Here is an 18,510-nt window from a genome sequence, read left to right as displayed (position 1 = left end):
CGCTAGAGTGTTTCTTTATTCTACGTTTGTGACAATTATCTAGTAACCTCTATCAAAAGGCTTGATGTATATCACCTGTCCTTCAAAGATGTTATCGCCATCGATACCATTCCATTTCTTAAGGTCATCTACGGTAACTTTATACTTCTTTGCTAGTCGAAAAAGTGTTTCTCCCTTTCTTACTGTATGCTGGTTGTTATTATCTGTAACCTTATCATAATCTTCTACAGCTTTACCTAGCACTTCACCATCATAGGTATAAAGTTTATAACGTTCTATGAGACTTATTAATTTTTGAGGATACTTTTTATCTGTAGCATATCCTGCTCTACGTAGTCCTTTTGCCCACCCTTCATAATCGTCTTTTGGAAGTTTAAAGAGGTCTGTGTATCGCTTGCGTCCAGTTAAGAATAAAGAGTGATCTCTATATGAGAATTTTGGTAAGCTATATTTTCTAAAACACTCGCCTTGTGTATCGTCATCGTGATATACTTTTTGACCTTTCCAGTCGTGACATTTTATACCAAAATGATTATTTGCCTTTTGTACAAGCTCTCCTTTTCCTGCTCCAGACTCTAGAATTCCTTGTGCCAGCGTGATAGAAGCTGGTATGCCGTAAAGCTCCATCTCTTCTTTTGCTATGGTAGCATATTGCTCTATATAACCATCTACTCCACCTTTTGGTACAGGATTTACACCATTATCAAGATTATCATCTGGTGTTGCAGCTTCCTCTACGTCGAGCTCAGAATTTGTTCTTACAACAGTACGTGTCTTTTTTACACGTTTTGTACTACGTGTTGCTTTTTTTGAACCCCCACAACCTACTGAGAGCAATCCTATTACTAGAACGACTAATATTCTTTTTAACATAAATCTATTGTATGAGTGGGAGTCCCTTTTTTGCAAGTCGAGTATTCATACCCGAGATGCCCTGTAAACCTCCCGTATGAATGGCTAAAATACGAGAATTCTCTGGGAAATACCCACGATTCATCAAGTCTGAAAGCCCAAAAAGCATCTTACCCGTATACACAGGATCAAGCGGAATGCTGTATGCATCCTTAAAGTCATTTATAAAAGTGATTAACTCTCTATTTACTTTTGCATATCCTCCACAATGATAGTCGGCTATGATTTCCCATTGCTCACTATCCACATATTGTGCTACCTCATCACGTACCCAATCTCCTTTTAGCGCGGGAAAGCCCAGTACCTTTTGGTGTTTACCTGCACTATTTATGATGCCAGATATCGTACCTGCCGTTCCTACAGGGCAACTTATATAATCAAACTGACTATCCTCTGTAGTTAGAATCTCTTCACACCCTTTTATTGCAAGTACATTTGTCCCTCCTTCGGGTATAATAAATGGGTTGTTAAAGGTTTTTTTTACTCTTTCGCGAAAGCGTAATTTATCTTTCTCCTTATACTCAGCCCTAGTAACAAAATAAAATTCCATCCCACAAGAGTGAGCAAATGCAAGCGTAGGGTTTTGAGCTAGTGTTTTTTTAAGATCACGGCCCAACTCCTCACCTCTTATAACACCTACGGTTTTAAACCCTTCTAGTTTACCCGCCGCCGCGGTAGCAGCAATATGATTTGAGTATGCACCACCAAAGGTGAGCAATGTATCGTGCCCAAGCGCTCTGGCTTGAAGTAGGTTATACTTAAGCTTTCTAAACTTATTACCAGAAACGGTGGGGTGTAACTCATCCTCACGCTTTATGAAAAGCGTACAGCCATTTTGCTCAAAGACAAATTGATTTTTTGAAGTAAAATTCACAAGTTTATAAATAAGCTATAAAGCTCCAGAACGGGCGTTCTCTAAGATAATTAATTTCACACTCACGAGCATAAGCCTCTCGCTCAAAACTTATATTAAGATATGCCACATAATTATCTCTATACTGTATAAGCCTATATAGGTACTCTATTGCATACCATATAAAGAAAGGAATCACCAGCATCTCGGCTTGTTGTCTTATGTGTATTTTTTCGTGATTAATAAATACCTCATCCTTTTTAAGATCTGGTGTGCGCATCACAATAAATGGCCAGAGTGTAACTCCCACAAAGCGCCTGCGCAACAAGTATTTATTTACAACAAAAAACATAGGTCAAAAGTACTTTAATATCTTTTTTAAAAAACAACGCCAGCCATATATTTATCTACCGCATTGTTAACAGGTTAAGCTGTATTCAAAGTTTGTGCCGTATCCTTATCTTTGTATATGTCTTACTTAAAAAAACATATCCCTATAGAAGACGGCGACTATTACTTAACGCCAGAAGGTTATAGATGTTTTACAGAACAGTATCATCTCAAAAGAGGATACTGTTGTGAGAGTGGCTGCCGTCATTGCCCTTATGGCTATAGTAAAAAGACAAATACTCAAAATGGATAGACTGCTACTCTTATATCGTAAGTGTGTTTATAGAAGCTACCATAGAGTAGATATACGTTATCCATAGTGTGTGAGTAAGAGTTTTTAAACTAGTACTTACTTAATATCACTACTTATGACATTTCAACAACAAATACTTGAAGGGATTCCTGCAGTACTTCCTACACAAAAGGAATATGACCCAGCTATAAACCACGCCCCAAAAAGAAAAAAGATACTCTCTCCTAGTGAAGAGAAACTAGCACTTCAAAACGCCCTGCGCTATTTTGAACCCCAGCATCACGCAACACTATTACCTGAATTCAAAAATGAACTAGAAACGTATGGCCGCATTTATATGTATCGTTTTGCGCCAGAATATAAAATATATGCGAGACCTATAGAAGAATATCCGGCTCAATCTAAGCAAGCGGCAGCTATTATGCTTATGATTCAAAACAATCTCGATCACGCTGTGGCACAGCACCCGCTAGAGCTTATCACTTATGGTGGTAATGGAGCAGTTTTTTCAAACTGGGCTCAGTATCGCCTCACGATGCAATACCTCGCTCAGATGACAGATGAGCAAACGCTGGTTATGTACTCTGGTCACCCTATGGGCTTGTTCCCATCTCACAAAGAAGCACCTAGAGTAGTTGTCACAAACGGGATGATGATTCCTAACTATAGTAAGCCAGACGACTGGGAAAAATACAACGCACTAGGCGTCACCCAGTACGGCCAGATGACGGCTGGCAGTTATATGTACATAGGTCCTCAAGGCATTGTACACGGCACCACAATTACCGTTCTTAACGCCTTTAGAAAAATAGGTAAACCACCCAAGGGAGGGATTTTTGTCACTTCTGGCCTAGGCGGTATGTCTGGGGCGCAACCTAAGGCTGGTAATATTGCAGGCTGTATCACTATATGTGCAGAGGTAAATAAAAAAGCGGTACACACTAGGCACTCACAAGGATGGGTAGATGAAATAATTGACAACACAACAGCTCTCGTTACCCGTGTACAGCAGGCACAACTTGATAAGGAGACGGTCTCCATCGCATATCACGGTAATGTGGTAGAAGTATGGGAGGCCTTTGATGAGCACAATATAAAGATTGATATAGGTAGCGATCAGACCTCTTTACATAATCCTTGGGCTGGTGGTTACTACCCTATGGGATACACTGTTGAGGAGGCAAATGATATGATGGCAAATGATGTAGAGCGCTTTCGCCAAAGCGTAAAAACCACCCTTTGTCGTCACGCCGCAGCAGTAAATGCACACACCGCAAAGGGCACCTACTTTTTTGATTACGGAAATGCTTTTTTACTAGAATCCAGCCGTGCAGGAGCAGATGTACTCGCCGAAAATGGCATTGACTTTAAATACCCCAGCTATGTACAAGACATAATGGGACCTATGTGTTTTGATTACGGTTTTGGCCCCTTTAGGTGGGTTTGCGCTTCTGGAAAGGAAGAAGACCTTGCAAAAACTGATGCTATAGCCTGCGCTGTTCTGGAAGAACTAGCAGTAAATGCTCCAGCAGAAATACAACAGCAATTACAAGATAACATCACCTGGATACAAGGTGCACAACAAAACAAGCTCGTAGTAGGCTCACAAGCGCGTATACTATATGCAGATGCAGAGGGACGTGCAAAAATTGCACAAGCCTTTAACGATGCTATTGCTCGCAACGAGATAGGATTAGTTATTTTAGGTCGTGATCATCACGATGTATCTGGTACAGACTCTCCGTACCGCGAGACGAGTAATATTTATGACGGCAGTCGCTTTACGGCAGATATGGCAATTCACAATGTAATAGGTGATAGCTTTAGAGGAGCTACCTGGGTGAGTATTCACAATGGTGGTGGTGTAGGCTGGGGCGAAGTTGTAAATGGTGGTTTTGGTATGGTAATTGATGGTAGTAAGGAAGCCGAAAGACGCTTACAATCAATGCTTTTCTGGGATGTAAACAACGGAATTGCAAGAAGAAGTTGGGCTCGTAATGAAGGTGCTGTTTTTGCCATAAAAAGAGCAATGGAAATCGAACCAAATCTTAAGGTCACCATACCAAATATTGTAGAAGAAGATTTATTTAATAACATTTAAAAAAAACTACTATGAAAGCATTAAGACTTTTACCCTTACTAGGAGCCGTATTATTACTCGCTTCTTGTAGCACTGTGCGCGTAGCATCAGACTACGACAAAGACACAAACTTTAGTGATTACAAAACATTTGCCTTCTACAAGCCAGGTATAGATAAAGCAGAGATATCTGATCTTGATAAAAAACGTGTGCTACGCGCCGTAGAGGCACAAATGCTCGCAAAAGGTTTTACAAAATCTAGCAACCCAGCTGTGCTTGTAAGCATCTTTACAAAAGCAAAAGAGCGTGTGGATGTATATCAAAACAACTTTGGCTTCAACGGTGGTTGGGGCTGGGGAGGCGGCTTCTGGGGCGGCCCTTGGGGATGGAATAACGGCTTTAATAGCAATACCGTCTCAAGAACTACACAAGGAACATTGTACATAGACCTTATAGATGCAAATAAGAAACAACTTATATGGCAAGGGCAAGGTACAGCACCGCTCGTATCCGGAGATGTAAACAAACGTGAGGAGCGCATTAACCTCATCGTACAAGAAATTATGGAAGTATACCCACCACAAGTTGCAGGTAACTAATTCATACTTTAATAGCAACAATAAAAAAAGCACCCATCTGGGTGCTTTTTTTATTACTCACGCTAGGCATCCTAGTAAGCAATTAACTCTTCTATCTTTCTCTTTACCTTCTCAGTACTTGGTATCATCGTTTGTTCTAACACACTATTGAGCGGTATTGCTGGCATATTTTCAGATCCTATGAGCATTACTGGCGCATCTAGATATTGAAAACATTCTTCTTGTATACTTCCTTGCAGTCCTCTACTAAAGCCATTATTAGAAGGCTCTTCTGTTATAACAAGACACTTGGCACATTTTTTTACAGACTTAAATACCGTCTCATAATCTAGTGGATGTAATGTTCTTAAATCTACCACCTCAACGCTATCTTGTAATCCTAATTCTGCACTGGCATTCATAGCCCAGTGTACACCCATACCGTAAGTGATGATAGAAATTGTTTCTTCATCTTCTTGCTTCCAGATTTCTTGCAGCACATTTGCTTTCCCAAAAGGAAGTACATAATCTTCATCTGGCATTACAGATGTAGCGCCTTGTGTTCCTTTTACCTTAGACCAGTATAGCCCCTTGTGCTCAAAAATCACAACTGGATTAGGATCATAGTAAGCCGCCTTAAGAAGTCCTTTAAGGTCTGCTCCATTAGAAGGATATGCAATTTTAAGACCACGTATATTAGTCACCACACTCTCAACAGAAGATGAGTGATACGGCCCTCCAGAACCATAAGCTCCTATAGGTACTCTCAAAATCATTGAGACTGGCCATTTACCATTACTCAAGTAACACGATCGAGACACCTCTGTAAATAGTTGATTAAGGCCTGGCCATATATAATCTGCAAATTGAACTTCTACGATAGGCTTAAGCCCTACGGCGCTCATCCCTACTGTAGACCCTACGATAAAAGCTTCTTGTATAGGTGTGTTAAAAACGCGATTATCACCAAATTTTTGAGCAAGTGTCGCCGCTTCTCTAAAAACACCTCCCAGTCTACCTCCTACATCTTGACCATACATCAAGCATTCTGGATGTTTACGCATAAGCTCCTCTACGGCAAACAATGCACAGTCTACCATCACTACCTTTTCTCCATCCTTTGGAGAGCGCTCGCCACGCTCTTCTGTGATAGGTGTGGGAGCAAAGTCGTGTGTAAATAAATCTGCTGGAACGGGATCTTCGGCTTGTTGTGCTTTGTCAAAATCTTTTTGGACTTCCGCTTTCGCGAAAGCGGTCATATCCTCAATCTCTTTTTTATCAAATCCATTATTGAGTAGTAGCTCAATCATTTTTGGATACGGGTCGCGGCTTTGTGCCTCTTCTAAATCATCTCTGTACCACTCCATACGCACGCCAGAGGTATGGTGATTAAGCAGGGGAACTTTTGCGTGTACTAAAAATGGTCTACGCTCTGTCCTGATGGTCTTAATGACCTTCTCGAGCGTCGTGTAACTCTCTTCAAAATCTGTCCCGTCTATAGTTACTGCCTCAAGACCGTGAAAACCTTGTGCGTACTCAAATGCATTTTGAGCACGGGTCTCGGCAGCATTTGCAGAGATGTCCCAGCCGTTATCTTGTACTAAATATAAGATAGGTAACTGCTTGAGCGCTGCCATCTGGAAGGCTTCGGCGATTTCACCCTCAGTCACAGATGCATCTCCTAGTGAGCAAACTACAAAAGGTGCTTCTGTGCTGGAAATTGCACTTTCTGTCTCATTGAGCGCAGTCGACAGCTTTTCAGAAAGTCCTTCTTTATAATAAAAACCCATTGCAACACCCGTTGCTGGTATGGCTTGCATACCTGTAGCACTACTCTGGTGCGGTATTTTAGGCTTATCATCATCTCGTAAACTTGGGTGCGAGTAATACGTACGCCCCGCCGAAAATGGATCATCCTTCTTTGCTAGCACTTGTAACATTAACTCATAAGGCTTCATCCCTATGGCAAGAAGCATACTATCATCTCTGTAGTAAGGAAAAGCATAATCTTGTGGTTGCAACTGCATCCCTATAGCGGTTTGTATCACCTCGTGACCACGGCTTGTAGCGTGTACATACTTTGATATCACCTTAAAATTTTCTTCATATAACTCTGTGAGTGCTTTCGCCGTACTTACGTTATGAAATGCTTTTTTTAATACCTCCTTATTCATCTTACAATGTATTAATGTGCTGTAGTAAACTATTATTAAAGTACCGGTGTCATCCAGTTAAAAGGGTCTTCGCCTCCTGTTTTGATATCGTTAAGCATATCATTTACCGCCTTACCTACAGGGAACTCTGTAGAAACAGGTATTACATCATCACCCCAACCTATTTCTTGTATATGAGCAATACCTACTGCAGTACCTGTACCAAAAGCTTCTTCAAGCGTTCCTTGTGCTGCAGCTTCTTTTATTTCTTGTATCGATATTTTACGCTCTGTAACCGTATAGCCTTTGTGCTTTAAAACATCTATCACACTTTTACGAGTGATACCGTGCAACACAGACCCGTCTAGCGTAGGCGTTATAAAGTTGCCATCTACTTTAAAGAAAATATTCATTGTACCTACCTCTTGTATATAGGCGTGCTCTTGTGCATCTAGCCATAGCACTTGATCATACCCTTTAGACTTTGCAATCTCTGTAGGGCGTATGGCGGCAGCATAATTTCCTGCGGCTTTTGCCTCTCCAGTTCCTCCACTGGCAGCACGTATATAATGCTTTTCTGCCCAAAGCTTTACAGGCTTTGTAAAAAATGGTCCTGCTGGTGAGCCTATGATGATAAACTTATAACTAGTGGCTGCGCGCATCCCTATAAAAGGTTCATCTGCATACATAAATGGTCTTAAGTATAATGCACTACCATCTACCGGCGGAATCCAGTCTTGCTCCATACTAACTAGCGCTTTTAAACCGTCTACAAAAAGATCTTCTGGAAATGCCGGCATCCCCATACGCTCTGCACTCGCGTTAAGACGGGCAGCATTTTCATATGGTCTAAAAAGTAGGGGTTCTCGCTTTCGCGAAAGCGTACTCTTCATCCCTTCAAAAATTGCTTGACCATAATGAAGCGCCATTGCTGCTGGGTGTGTAGGTATCATTGCTAAAGGCTCTACACGGGGGTTTTGCCACTTACCATCTTCATAATCACAGATAAACATATGATCTGTAAAGGTTCTTCCTAGTGGGATGTTATCAAAATCTATACTCGCTAGTTTAGAATTTGTTGTTTTTGTGACTTCTATTTTCATAGCAATAGGTTTTTACCGCCGCGTTATGCAGTGGTGTGCTGGTTGGTTTTTATAATGCTCTAGTGGTATCAAACTGCTCGAGATGGTCTGCTATTTTACGCAAGAAACTCCCGCCCAGATAACCATCTACTATACGGTGGTCAAAACTTAGAGACAGGTACATCATCTGGCGTATCTCTATGGTGTCGCCTTCTGGGCGTTCCATTACCTCAGCTCTTTTCTTAATAATCCCTGTGGCAAGAATGGCCGCCTCTGGCTGGTTTATAATGGGTGTTCCCATCACACTACCAAAGGTCCCTACGTTACTTATGGTAAAGGTGCTTCCCTTTACATCATCACCTCCTAGTTTATTTTCTCTAGCAAGTGACGCAAGTCTGTTTACCTCTGCTGCGATTTCTACAAGGTTTTTTTGATTTGCATTTTTTACTACTGGTACAATTAAGTTTCCAGAGGGTAATGCAGTCGCCATCCCTATATTTATATCTTCTTTGACAATGATATTTTTACCATCTACAGATACGTTTATCATTGGGAACTCTTCGACGGCTTTTGCTACGGCTTCTACAAAAAGAGGTGTAAACGTAAGACGCTCACCGTGTTTTTCTTGAAAGGCAACCTTATTATCGTTGCGCCATTGTACCATCTCTGTTAAATCTGCCTCTACATATGCGGTCACGTGCGGGCTGGTATGCTTACTGTAGACCATATGATCTGCAATCATCTGGCGCATACGGTCCATCTCTACTATTTTACCTTTACCCTTATCGAGTTTAAGATTTGGTATTTTATAAGCATCTGGATCTGGTTGAGCTACTGGCTGTGCAAATTGAAATGGTCTACCATCATCTATATATTGCATTATATCTTTCTTTCTTAATCTGCCTTTAGTACCCGTACCAGGTATTCTAGCGATTTCTTCATAAGATATATGATGCTTGCGCGCAATACTATCTATAAGCGGACTCACAAAAACATTCTCGTTTGAGACAATTGCTCTTCTAGCTGGTGCTACTTTTGGTTTTGCTTGTTTTTTTGATGTTTGCGCTTTAATAGGCTGGGATTCTTTCTTTTCTGAAGGGTTGATAGCTTTTTCTGCATCTCCTCCTTGTGCTAGATAGGTTGCGATAGGCTCGCCTACAGCAACAACGGCATTTGCATCATAAAGATGCTTTTGCATCACTCCTGCGCTGGTAGCAGGTACCTCGTTATCTACTTTATCTGTAGCAATCTCTACAAGGATATCGCCTTCTTCAAAAGATTCACCCTCGGCAACAAGCCAGTTTATGATGGTTCCCTCTGTGATAGACTCTCCCATTTTGGGCATTAATAAAGATGTAGCGCTCATAAGTATAGGTATTTCTATATCCATACAAATTACTACAGAATAAGCTAATTTTATTTATAAAATCTACTTTATACTTTCATAATAGAATAAAACACTATCTTATCTTATTAATTGTTTTTTTATTCTAAATAGCTCATCTTTACAGTCTAAATAAAGTGATTTATTATGCGACTAGATGCTACAGACCAGCAATTACTCATATTACTACAAGAGGATTCTAACCAGACAGTAAAAGCCCTAGCAGAAAAGCTAGGTAAGTCTACAACGCCCATTTTTGAACGTATTAAAAAGTTAGAAAAAGAAGGATTGATAGATGGCTACTCTGCTCGTATAAATGCAAAAAAAGTTGGGCTTAAACAAACCGTCTTTATCGCTATATCGCTGCAAGGACACACGCGTAGTTACCTAGAGAAATTTGTAAATGAGATAAACAGCTTTCCAGAAGTAATAGAGTGTCACCGTGTGAGTGGAGGTTTTGACTACCTACTCAAACTTGTGGTTGAAGATATAGAAGCCTATGAGCGCTTTATCATCACAAAGCTTACCCTGCTCCCATACATAGGTAATTTACAAAGTCACATTGTACTATCCAGTAGTAAGGAAACTAATAGGCTAGACTTGAGTTCCTTGTTTTAGTTTTCTTTTCTAAAGTCTTGCAGCGTTTTATAAAAATCTTCTTGCTCTGATCTGTCTAGGGGTATCTCTCGTAAAGGCTCCACCTCTCTTAAACTCTCGTGACAGTCTGCTGGTAACTGCTGGTATAACCTTGTTCCTGCAGTTTTCCAAGCTATCATTTGATCTGTAACCTCTTTAATAGCCTTTGCAGGATTTCCTACGATGAGCTGGCGAGATTCAAAAACACTTTCGGCTTTTACAAATGCCATTGCACCTACTATACATTCATCACCTATAACGGCATCATCCATAATCACGCTATTCATCCCTATCAAGCAGTTACGCCCTAAGTTTGCTCCGTGTATGACGGCTCCGTGACCTATATGTGCGCTTTCGCGAAAGCGTATACTCTTACCTGGAAACATATGCACAGTACAGTTTTCTTGTACGTTTACACCATCTTCAAGAATGATCTCACCCCAATCACCACGTATTGCTGCTCCAGGACCTATGTAGCAATTTTTACCAATAATTACATTACCAGTAACCGCAGCCAGCGGATGCACAAAACTAGACTCGTGAACCACGGGAATGTGTCCTTTAAATGAATAGACCATATGCTAAAGTTGTTTTAAAATGGAACTCTAAAATAGAAAGAGTTGTTAGCTTTAAGATAAAAATACGACGTATTTAAAAACGAGAAGGATTATGAAAGGAGAAACAAGCATATATAACACTACAAAAGAAAGGATTCACTTATTACGATTTGCAAATAAAGAAGTAATAAATAACGAGACCGAAAAACGTAAAAGATCGCTAGCACTTATAAGAGCTATGCGCTTAGGCAATCTCTTTAAAAACAAAGTCTCCATATACTTTAGAGATTCATTAAATCGTCTTATAAAAGTAAACACAACCATTTGGGGTGTTACCCAGAAAGATGTTATACTTAAAAAAGGAACACTCATCCCTATACATAGTATAGAGCGCGTAGAGTAATATAATCCTCAAACGCTTATTTAAAGCGTTTGAGGGTTTCTTTTGTAAAGTCTGATAATACGAGTTTTCCAGATATAGCAGCACGCTCTGCAAGTAGCTCATCCCAGTGCTCTGTACCAGCCCACATCATCTTTTTCATCTCACGCATTGCCTCTGGATTATACTTGCAAAGATTTTCGGCAGTGGCTTGTACGGCAGCATCTAGCTCTTCTGTACTATCATAAACGTGTGCATATAGCCCTTTTTGCCTTGCCCACTCTGCATCATAAAAAGTATTTGCATCGATAGCGATTTGAGACATCCCTGTAAGCCCTAATTTACGCTCTACAGCGGGACCTACTACAAAAGGGCCTATCCCTATGTTTAGTTCGCTCAGTTTTATACTGGCAAATTTACTAGCCATACAGTAGTCTGTAGCACTAGCAACACCTACGCCGCCACCTACAGTTTTACCTTGCACGCGACCTATAATAAACTTAGGACACTTACGCATTGCATTAATCACATTTGCAAAGCCCGAGAAAAACACACGTCCCGTCTCTTTATCGTTAATACTTATAAGCTCCTTAAAACTTGCTCCTGCACAAAAAGTACGGTCACCTCCAGATTTAAGTACAATTACTTTTACGTCATCATTTTCACCAGCTTCTTTTATAGTCAAGGCTAGTTTTGCAAGTATATCACCTGGTAAACTATTATGCGCTGGGTGAAAAAACTCAATGGTTGAAATTCCGTTTTCTATATGTTCTTTTACGTGTGGATCACTCATATTGTAAAATTACTATTATCGTTGCTTGTAAAAATCACAGGCAATACGTTTATTAATCTATAAGGTTAAATTGTTCAAAGTGGTGATTAAGGTGCTTGCGCTCCATTAAGTACCACTCATATTTATTAAGCTCGCCAAAGACTGCATTGTTAGTCGTTGCCTTTTTATTCTTCTTGTAAAAATCTAGATATGCCTTTCTTGCGTCTAGCATCGCTTTTTTTGCTTCATCTAGGTCTTTGTGTTGTAATGCCGGTTGAATTCCTGCTTCATATAGCGGGAAGTTATAATCTCTAGGCATTTTATTATAATCCCAGAGTGTTGCAGCCACCTTGTCAAGTACTTTATCTGGTGTGGCCACCTCAAAATCTTGTATTTCACCAGCGGCTATACGGTAGGTTAACTCAAGGTGCTCTACCATTTGTTGTGGCGTCATTGTTCCCCAGACTGGCTTTGTATCTTGATTAAGTTTTGAGAGACAAGTATCAATGCGACTCTCTGTCATTTCAACAAAGGTAGTTTGTTTCTTTTCTACCATTGTAAGGATGGTCGCCACTGCTACTAGCGCCTCTGCCTCTTCATCTGTCTTTCCATTTTCATAATCTACTGGCTCTGCGTCATACACCTCAACATACCATTTTACAATACCGCTAGGGTGTTCCCTACCGCTCACATCTCTCTCACGCTTTTCCTTACAGGTAAGGCGCACATAGATGGTGTCATTGTGATATAACGGTCTCAAGAAACGAATATCTTCAAGCCCATAGTTTGCACTCACCGGACCTTTGTTAGGGTACACAAACAATCCTGCAGCAGCCGAAATAATAAAGTAACCGTGTGCCGTTCTTTTCTCAAATATACTCCCGTCTAAACTTGTAATATCCGTATGTGCATAAAAGTGATCCCAGGTAAGATTTGCAAAATTCTGTATATCATTATCAGTAATCGTACGCTTATGAGTTTTTAAACTCATCCCTGGTTTAATATCTTCATAATGGTATGCAAAAGGATGCTGTTCTGCCTCCTTGTAATCTCCATTAGGCTGGTAGATACCTGTAATTTCCGTAAGGCTTGTAGGGCTTCCCTGCACGGCACAACGCTGCATATAATGTTTTATACCTCGTATTCCTCCCATCTCTTCACCTCCGCCGGCACGACCTGGACCTCCGTGTACCAGTAATGGTAATGGTGAGCCGTGACCCGTACTTTGTGGCGCACTGTCGCGGTTAAGTGTTAATATTCTTCCGTGGTGTGATGCTGCTTCTATGGTGTACGCTTTCGCGAAAGCGTCATCTGCAGTAACCACACTACTCACAAGAGACCCCTTACCCATCTGGGCGAGTTCTATAGCTTCCTCCACACCGTTATATGGCATAAGTGTCGTTACAGGGCCAAAGGCTTCAATCTCGTGCACCTGCGTATTTTTAAACGGATTATTTTCACGCATCACAATAGGGCTCATAAAAGCACCCTTTGCTCCGTCTGCACCCATCGCATCTATGGTATCTGTAGATCCATACACCATATCTGCTGTTTGGGCTATTTTGGCAATTTGCGTTTTTATAGCATCACGCTGGTCATTATTAATGAGGGCTCCCATTCTCACCTCGCGCAATTTTGGATCTCCTATAACCGTGCGTTCTAGCTGTTTGCCTAGAGCAATCTGCACATCTTCCATCAAGTTTTCTGGTACAACCACACGGCGTATTGCCGTACATTTTTGACCACACTTAGACGTAATCTCTTTACGTACCTCCTTAATAAAAATAGCAAACTCTGGTGTACCCGGTACAGCGTCTGGACCAAGTATTGATGCGTTAAGACTATCTGCCTCCATTGTAAAAGGCACACTCTCTTCTGTAAGTCGAGGATGTACTTTTAACTTTCTCCCAGTTTGCGCGCTTCCAGTAAAGGTTACCACGTCTTGACTATTTACGGTATCTAGTATAGATGTTGTAAGACCTGAGAGTAATTGTAAAGCTCCCTTAGGTAATATACCGCTGTTTATAATCTCTCTCACAACAGCCTCTGTTAAGAATGCGGTTTGTGGTGCTGGCAATACGACTGCTGGCATACCTGCCATCCAGTTTACAGCACATTTTTCTAACATACCCCATACAGGGAAGTTAAAAGCGTTAATATGAACTGCAACACCTTTTTTAGGAACCAAAATATGGTGCGCCATAAAACGCCCTCCTCTTGATAAATCTATTGCATCACCTTCTACAGCATAGCTTTGATCTGGAAAGAGCTTACGCAAGCTAGCATTTGCAAAGAGGTTTCCAAAACCTCCTTCTATATCTACCCAGCTATCTGCTCTTGTTGCTCCGGTTTTGTAACTAATCTCATAAAACTGTTCCTTGCGCTTGTTAAGGTAAAGCGCCAGTTTTTTAATCATATTTCCACGCTGCTGAAAGGTCATATCTCGTAACGCCTTTCCATTATCACGTCCAAATTGTAATGCACTGGCAATATCTAAACCTTCGGTACTTGTGAGACCTATTATATCTCCAGTGATGGCGTCATACATATTACGTGTATTGCTGTCATCACCTTTTACCCAATGGCCATTTATATAAGATTCTAAAATCATAAAACGCTCGTTTTTGAAATCGGAAACTGAAATCGATATCAGCGCCGATGTTATTCTTTTTTTTGCTTTCGCGAAAGCGGTCTACCCTCGTATTACAATCGAGTAGGAATTATAGTACTAAACAGCCATATTTTCTATCACTGCAGCATAGCCTTGACCTACGCCTATACACATTGTCACAAGTGCATAGCGTTTTCCTTGTTCTTTAAGCTCTACAGCCGCCGAATATGCAATACGCGCCCCTGTTACACCTAGCGGATGACCTATTGCGATAGAACCTCCGTTAGGGTTTATTCTCGCATCATCATCTGCCAGTCCCCACTCACGTATACAAGCCAGGGCTTGTGAGGCAAATGCTTCATTAAGTTCTATAACGTCCATATCTTCTAGTGTAAGACCTGCTTTTTGAAGCGCCTTGTTTGAAGCTTGTACTGGACCTATTCCCATAATGCGTGGCTCGACTCCTACCACTGCAGAACTTACAATTCTTGCAAGTGGTGTAAGGCCATATTTTTTTACAGCAGCTTCACTTGCTACAATGGTTGCAGCTGCACCATCATTAAGTCCTGAGCTGTTACCCGCAGTTACACTTCCACCCTCCTTTTTAAAAGCTGGACGAAGCTTTGCAAGCACTTCCTTTGAGCTATTAGGTTTTATAAATTCGTCATCCTTAAAGATGATGGGATCTTTTTTACGCTGTGGGATTTCTACAGGAACAATTTCCTTTGCTAGACGGCCACTTTTTTGAGCAGCTGCAGCTTTCATCTGGCTGTGATATGCAAAGGCATCTTGATCTTCACGTGAGATGTTATATTTTTCTACAAGATTTTCGGCAGTGGTTCCCATTCCATCTACTCCGTATAACTCTTTCATCTTTGGGTTAATAAAACGCCACCCAAAGGTCGAGTCATACATCTTACTATCACCACCAAAAGCTGTAGAAGGCTTTGCCATCACATACGGGCCACGTGTCATATTTTCTACACCACCAGAGATAAATAGGTCTCCGTCTCCAGCTTTTATAGCTCGGTTTGCGTGTATAATGGCCGAAAGTCCAGAACTACATAAACGATTTACGGTCTCTCCAGGTACGGTAAAAGGTAGTCCAGCAAGTAGCAAACTCATACGCGCTACATTACGGTTATCTTCTCCAGCCTGATTTGCACACCCCATAATCACATCGTCATATGCTTCTTTTGGGATATTTGGGTTACGTCTTACGACCTCGCGTATCACTTGCGCTCCCAAATCGTCTGTGCGCACAGCACTTAATGTTCCTTTATAATTTCCTATAGGAGTACGAACTCCGTCTATGATATATGCTTCCATATTTTGAAATTGAAGTCGAAATCGAAGTCGAAATCGAAGTTCTTTTTTTATTATTTAATCTATTTCCCAATCTTTTGAAGTACGATAAACTACCCCTTTAAAAAGTGCAACAAGCTCATCACCTCTTTTAATTTCAACAATATTAAAACCTACTTTAGTTTTCTGGAGGTTTACCGTTGCCTCTGCAGTGATGTAATCTCCTTCTTCTAAAGCTTCTATATGATTTATACTTGTCTCAATAGACACGGCATATTTTCCGTGCGTGTTTGCAGTAAATCCAAAAGCCGTGTCTGCCAGGGAGTAACTTATCCCACCGTGAGCCTTGCCCATACTGTTGAGCATCTCCTTGCGTATAGTCATCCCCACTTTTACAAAACCTACTTGTGCCTCTATAATCTCAATACCTAGCCAACTGCTGTATGCGTCTTGAGATAACATTTTATAAGGTATTTGGGCTCCAGTCATAATAGCATCTAGATTAGGCAAAAAATTGTTTTCCCTCTTTTTCCATCCTTCTTAAAAGTGGGCTGCATCTGTATCTATCTTCTCTATACTCATCATACAGAGCATCCATTTTTTGCACACACCAGCTTATTCCTTTCTCATCTGCCCAGGCTAGTAACCCTTTTGGGTAGTTTACCCCTTTAGTCATCGCATTGTCTATATCTTCGGCACTTGCTACATTCCAGAACAAGGCATCTGCTGCTTCGTTAATAAGCATTACTAGAATACGCTCAAAAATTGCTTCCTTATCTTGAGTAGCTATTGCTGCTTGTGATGACGCTTTCGCGAAAGCGTTATCTGCCTCCACATTTTTATAATCATAATAACCGCGTCCCGATTTACGACCTAGATATCCCGCCTGGCTATATCGCTGTTGGGTAAAAGACGGCTTGTATCTTGGATCTTGATAAAAGGCATTAAACACGGTTTCTGTAACCGTATAATTTACATCGTTACCTATAAAATCCATCAACTCAAAAGGTCCCATACGGAAACCTCCCACACTTTTCATAGCTGCATCTATGGTTGCAAAATTTGCCACACCTTCTTCATACATACGTAACGCCTCCCCATAAAATGGTCGTGCAACGCGGTTTACAATAAACCCTGGAGTATCTTTTGCGATGGCTACAACTTTTTTCCAACGTGTAATTTCGGCAACGCAAGTGTCTAAAACGTTTTGTGCGGTTTGTACCGCAGGTATCACCTCAACAAGCTTCATTAACGGCGCAGGATTAAAAAAGTGAATCCCGATGCAACGCTCTGGATTTTGCAATGATGCTGCAATAGAAGCGATAGAAAGACTTGAGGTGTTTGAGGCTATTATCGCTGTGTCAGAAACGTAGGTTTCTAACTCTTGAAATACTTTTTTCTTGACCTCAAGATTTTCTACAATAGCTTCAATGGTAAGATCTGCGTTTGCTAACTCTTTAAGCGTAGTAACATACGTAATATTAGCTTGTATTCTATCTTTTTCTGAGGCGTCTATGCGTCCCTTCTCTATAAGACGTTTTAGTACTTTTTCTAGTGCTGCCTTTGCTTTATCAAGCGCCTCTTGATTTACATCAAAGAGTTTTACAGCACAACCAGCAGTTGCAGCTACTTGAGCAATGCCAGAACCCATTGTACCAGCGCCTATAATTCCTATGTTTTTTATCATTAACAATGCTTATTTTTTGAACACCGAATATCGATTAATGAATATCGAATGCAGAAGTTTTTCTCACTCGTATAAAAACGGTTCGTCAGTCTTTACTTCCCTTTAAAAACCGGGCGTCTTTTATTTACAAAAGCATCTACCCCTTCTTTAAAATCTTCACTCTCTGATGCTTCTATTTGTAACTTACCTTCTAGCGCAAGTTGATCTTCAAGATTATTAGTCATAGATACATTAAGTAATCTCTTTGTAAGACCTATTGCCTTTGTAGGCATTTGTGCTAGTGTCATTGCAGTCGAAGTTACAGTATTATTAAACTCGTCTAGCGTAGTTACTTTATAAATCATACCCATCTTCTCTGCCTCTGTTGCAGAGATTTTATCACCCAGCATCATCAATGCGCTTGCTTTACCAAAACCTATGAGCCTAGGCAAGAAAAACGTACCTGCACTATCTGGCACAAGTCCTATCTTGCTAAAGGCTTGTATAAAACTCACCTTCTCGTGTGCAATAACAATATCACAGGCTAGTGCAATATTTGCCCCAGCTCCAGCGGCAACACCATTTACAGCAGCAATGATAGGTTTTTCAATCGCTCGTATTTTTTCTATAATCGGGTTGTAGTGCTCTTCTAGTATTTTCTTAAACCCTGGATTTAATTCTGGATCTGTAATTTCTTTTAAATCTTGACCGGCACAAAATGCCTTACCACTACCGGTGAGAATAATGGCTCTTACTTGTGTATCCTTATTACAAGCATCTAACTCATCTTGCAGTAAGAATGCCATCTCACGGTTAAAACTATTAAATACTTCTGGACGATTAAAGGTGAGCGTTGCTACACCATTCTCTATTGATTTCTGTATACTACTCATATAACA

Annotated in this window: 18 protein-coding genes; 5 read left to right on the top strand and 13 right to left on the bottom strand. The window is 40.7% G+C overall.

Annotated features, from left to right (window positions below; genetic code table 11):
* Window positions 1-39: 39 nt before the first annotated feature.
* Genes Q0948_RS12660 through Q0948_RS12650 form a run of 3 tightly spaced genes read right to left on the bottom strand, consistent with a single transcriptional unit; the run spans window position 40 to window position 2,117 of the window.
* On the bottom strand, window positions 40-873 hold the full coding sequence (locus Q0948_RS12660) for a glucosaminidase domain-containing protein (RefSeq protein WP_298353310.1): 834 nt from the start codon (window positions 871-873) through the stop codon (window positions 40-42).
* A 4-nt stretch (window positions 874-877) separates the two neighbouring features.
* On the bottom strand, window positions 878-1,786 hold the full coding sequence (locus Q0948_RS12655) for a 1-aminocyclopropane-1-carboxylate deaminase/D-cysteine desulfhydrase (protein ID WP_298353307.1): 909 nt from the start codon (window positions 1,784-1,786) through the stop codon (window positions 878-880).
* Window positions 1,787-1,790: 4 nt separating this feature from the next.
* Window positions 1,791-2,117, bottom strand: coding sequence for a hypothetical protein (locus Q0948_RS12650; protein WP_038599280.1), 327 nt, complete (start codon window positions 2,115-2,117; stop codon window positions 1,791-1,793).
* A gap of 117 nt (window positions 2,118-2,234) precedes the next feature.
* On the opposite strand from Q0948_RS12650, the gene Q0948_RS12645 reads away from it, so the two are divergent.
* The 3 genes from Q0948_RS12645 to Q0948_RS12635 all read left to right on the top strand — a co-directional run bounded on the left by Q0948_RS12645 (window position 2,235) and on the right by Q0948_RS12635 (window position 5,087).
* Window positions 2,235-2,408, top strand: coding sequence for a DUF5522 domain-containing protein (locus Q0948_RS12645; RefSeq protein ID WP_298353301.1), 174 nt, complete (start codon window positions 2,235-2,237; stop codon window positions 2,406-2,408).
* A 115-nt stretch (window positions 2,409-2,523) separates the two neighbouring features.
* A complete protein-coding gene (locus tag Q0948_RS12640; RefSeq protein ID WP_298353298.1) occupies window positions 2,524-4,509 on the top strand; it encodes a urocanate hydratase in 1,986 nt (661 codons plus the stop codon).
* A gap of 11 nt (window positions 4,510-4,520) precedes the next feature.
* Window positions 4,521-5,087: a DUF4136 domain-containing protein gene (locus Q0948_RS12635; protein WP_038599275.1), complete on the top strand. Its 567-nt coding sequence runs from the start codon at window positions 4,521-4,523 to the stop codon at window positions 5,085-5,087.
* Between the two features lie 71 nt (window positions 5,088-5,158).
* Here the strand turns inward: Q0948_RS12635 and Q0948_RS12630 are convergent, their stop codons facing one another.
* Genes Q0948_RS12630 through Q0948_RS12620 form a run of 3 tightly spaced genes read right to left on the bottom strand, consistent with a single transcriptional unit; the run spans window position 5,159 to window position 9,691 of the window.
* Window positions 5,159-7,240, bottom strand: coding sequence for a thiamine pyrophosphate-dependent enzyme (locus Q0948_RS12630; RefSeq protein ID WP_298353294.1), 2,082 nt, complete (start codon window positions 7,238-7,240; stop codon window positions 5,159-5,161).
* Between the two features lie 35 nt (window positions 7,241-7,275).
* Window positions 7,276-8,322, bottom strand: a complete 1,047-nt coding sequence (locus Q0948_RS12625; RefSeq protein ID WP_298353291.1) for a branched-chain amino acid aminotransferase — start codon at window positions 8,320-8,322, stop codon at window positions 7,276-7,278.
* A 49-nt stretch (window positions 8,323-8,371) separates the two neighbouring features.
* Window positions 8,372-9,691 carry a dihydrolipoamide acetyltransferase family protein gene (locus tag Q0948_RS12620; protein WP_299231705.1) on the bottom strand — a complete coding sequence of 440 codons (1,320 nt, stop codon included), beginning with the start codon at window positions 9,689-9,691 and terminating at the stop codon, window positions 8,372-8,374.
* A gap of 141 nt (window positions 9,692-9,832) precedes the next feature.
* Here Q0948_RS12620 and Q0948_RS12615 point away from each other — a divergent pair, with 141 nt between their 5' ends.
* Window positions 9,833-10,303 carry an Lrp/AsnC family transcriptional regulator gene (locus Q0948_RS12615; RefSeq protein WP_038599266.1) on the top strand — a complete coding sequence of 157 codons (471 nt, stop codon included), beginning with the start codon at window positions 9,833-9,835 and terminating at the stop codon, window positions 10,301-10,303.
* Here the strand turns inward: Q0948_RS12615 and Q0948_RS12610 are convergent.
* A complete protein-coding gene (locus Q0948_RS12610) occupies window positions 10,300-10,899 on the bottom strand; it encodes a transferase hexapeptide repeat family protein (protein WP_298353285.1) in 600 nt (199 codons plus the stop codon). The genes Q0948_RS12615 and Q0948_RS12610 overlap by 4 nt on opposite strands.
* Window positions 10,900-10,990: 91 nt before the next feature.
* Here Q0948_RS12610 and Q0948_RS12605 point away from each other — a divergent pair, with 91 nt between their 5' ends.
* Complete coding sequence (locus Q0948_RS12605) at window positions 10,991-11,281, top strand: hypothetical protein (RefSeq protein ID WP_298353282.1); 291 nt, start codon at window positions 10,991-10,993, stop codon at window positions 11,279-11,281.
* 16 nt (window positions 11,282-11,297) lie between these two features.
* On the opposite strand, the gene Q0948_RS12600 is transcribed toward Q0948_RS12605, so the two are convergent.
* The 6 genes from Q0948_RS12600 to Q0948_RS12575 form a co-directional block, all read right to left on the bottom strand.
* Entirely contained in the window at window positions 11,298-12,050 is a 753-nt protein-coding gene (locus tag Q0948_RS12600; protein WP_038599258.1) for an enoyl-CoA hydratase/isomerase family protein, read from the bottom strand.
* Window positions 12,051-12,102: 52 nt separating this feature from the next.
* Complete coding sequence (gene paaZ, locus Q0948_RS12595; RefSeq protein WP_298353278.1) at window positions 12,103-14,640, bottom strand: phenylacetic acid degradation bifunctional protein PaaZ; 2,538 nt, start codon at window positions 14,638-14,640, stop codon at window positions 12,103-12,105.
* A gap of 117 nt (window positions 14,641-14,757) precedes the next feature.
* Window positions 14,758-15,969, bottom strand: a complete 1,212-nt coding sequence (pcaF, locus tag Q0948_RS12590) for a 3-oxoadipyl-CoA thiolase (protein WP_298353275.1) — start codon at window positions 15,967-15,969, stop codon at window positions 14,758-14,760.
* A 54-nt stretch (window positions 15,970-16,023) separates the two neighbouring features.
* A complete protein-coding gene (locus tag Q0948_RS12585; protein WP_038599247.1) occupies window positions 16,024-16,434 on the bottom strand; it encodes a hotdog fold thioesterase in 411 nt (136 codons plus the stop codon).
* 13 nt (window positions 16,435-16,447) lie between these two features.
* Window positions 16,448-17,632 (bottom strand): 3-hydroxyacyl-CoA dehydrogenase NAD-binding domain-containing protein, encoded by a 1,185-nt coding sequence (locus Q0948_RS12580; RefSeq protein WP_298353272.1) that lies wholly within the window; start codon window positions 17,630-17,632, stop codon window positions 16,448-16,450.
* A gap of 92 nt (window positions 17,633-17,724) precedes the next feature.
* Window positions 17,725-18,504 carry an enoyl-CoA hydratase-related protein gene (locus Q0948_RS12575; RefSeq protein ID WP_298353269.1) on the bottom strand — a complete coding sequence of 260 codons (780 nt, stop codon included), beginning with the start codon at window positions 18,502-18,504 and terminating at the stop codon, window positions 17,725-17,727.
* Window positions 18,505-18,510 lie beyond the last annotated feature (6 nt).

Origin of the sequence: uncultured Dokdonia sp. (assembly GCF_947496725.1) — a bacterium.
Taxonomy (GTDB): domain Bacteria; phylum Bacteroidota; class Bacteroidia; order Flavobacteriales; family Flavobacteriaceae; genus Dokdonia.
Note: the sequence above shows the minus strand (reverse complement) of the source record. Positions and strands in the feature narration are given on the sequence as shown.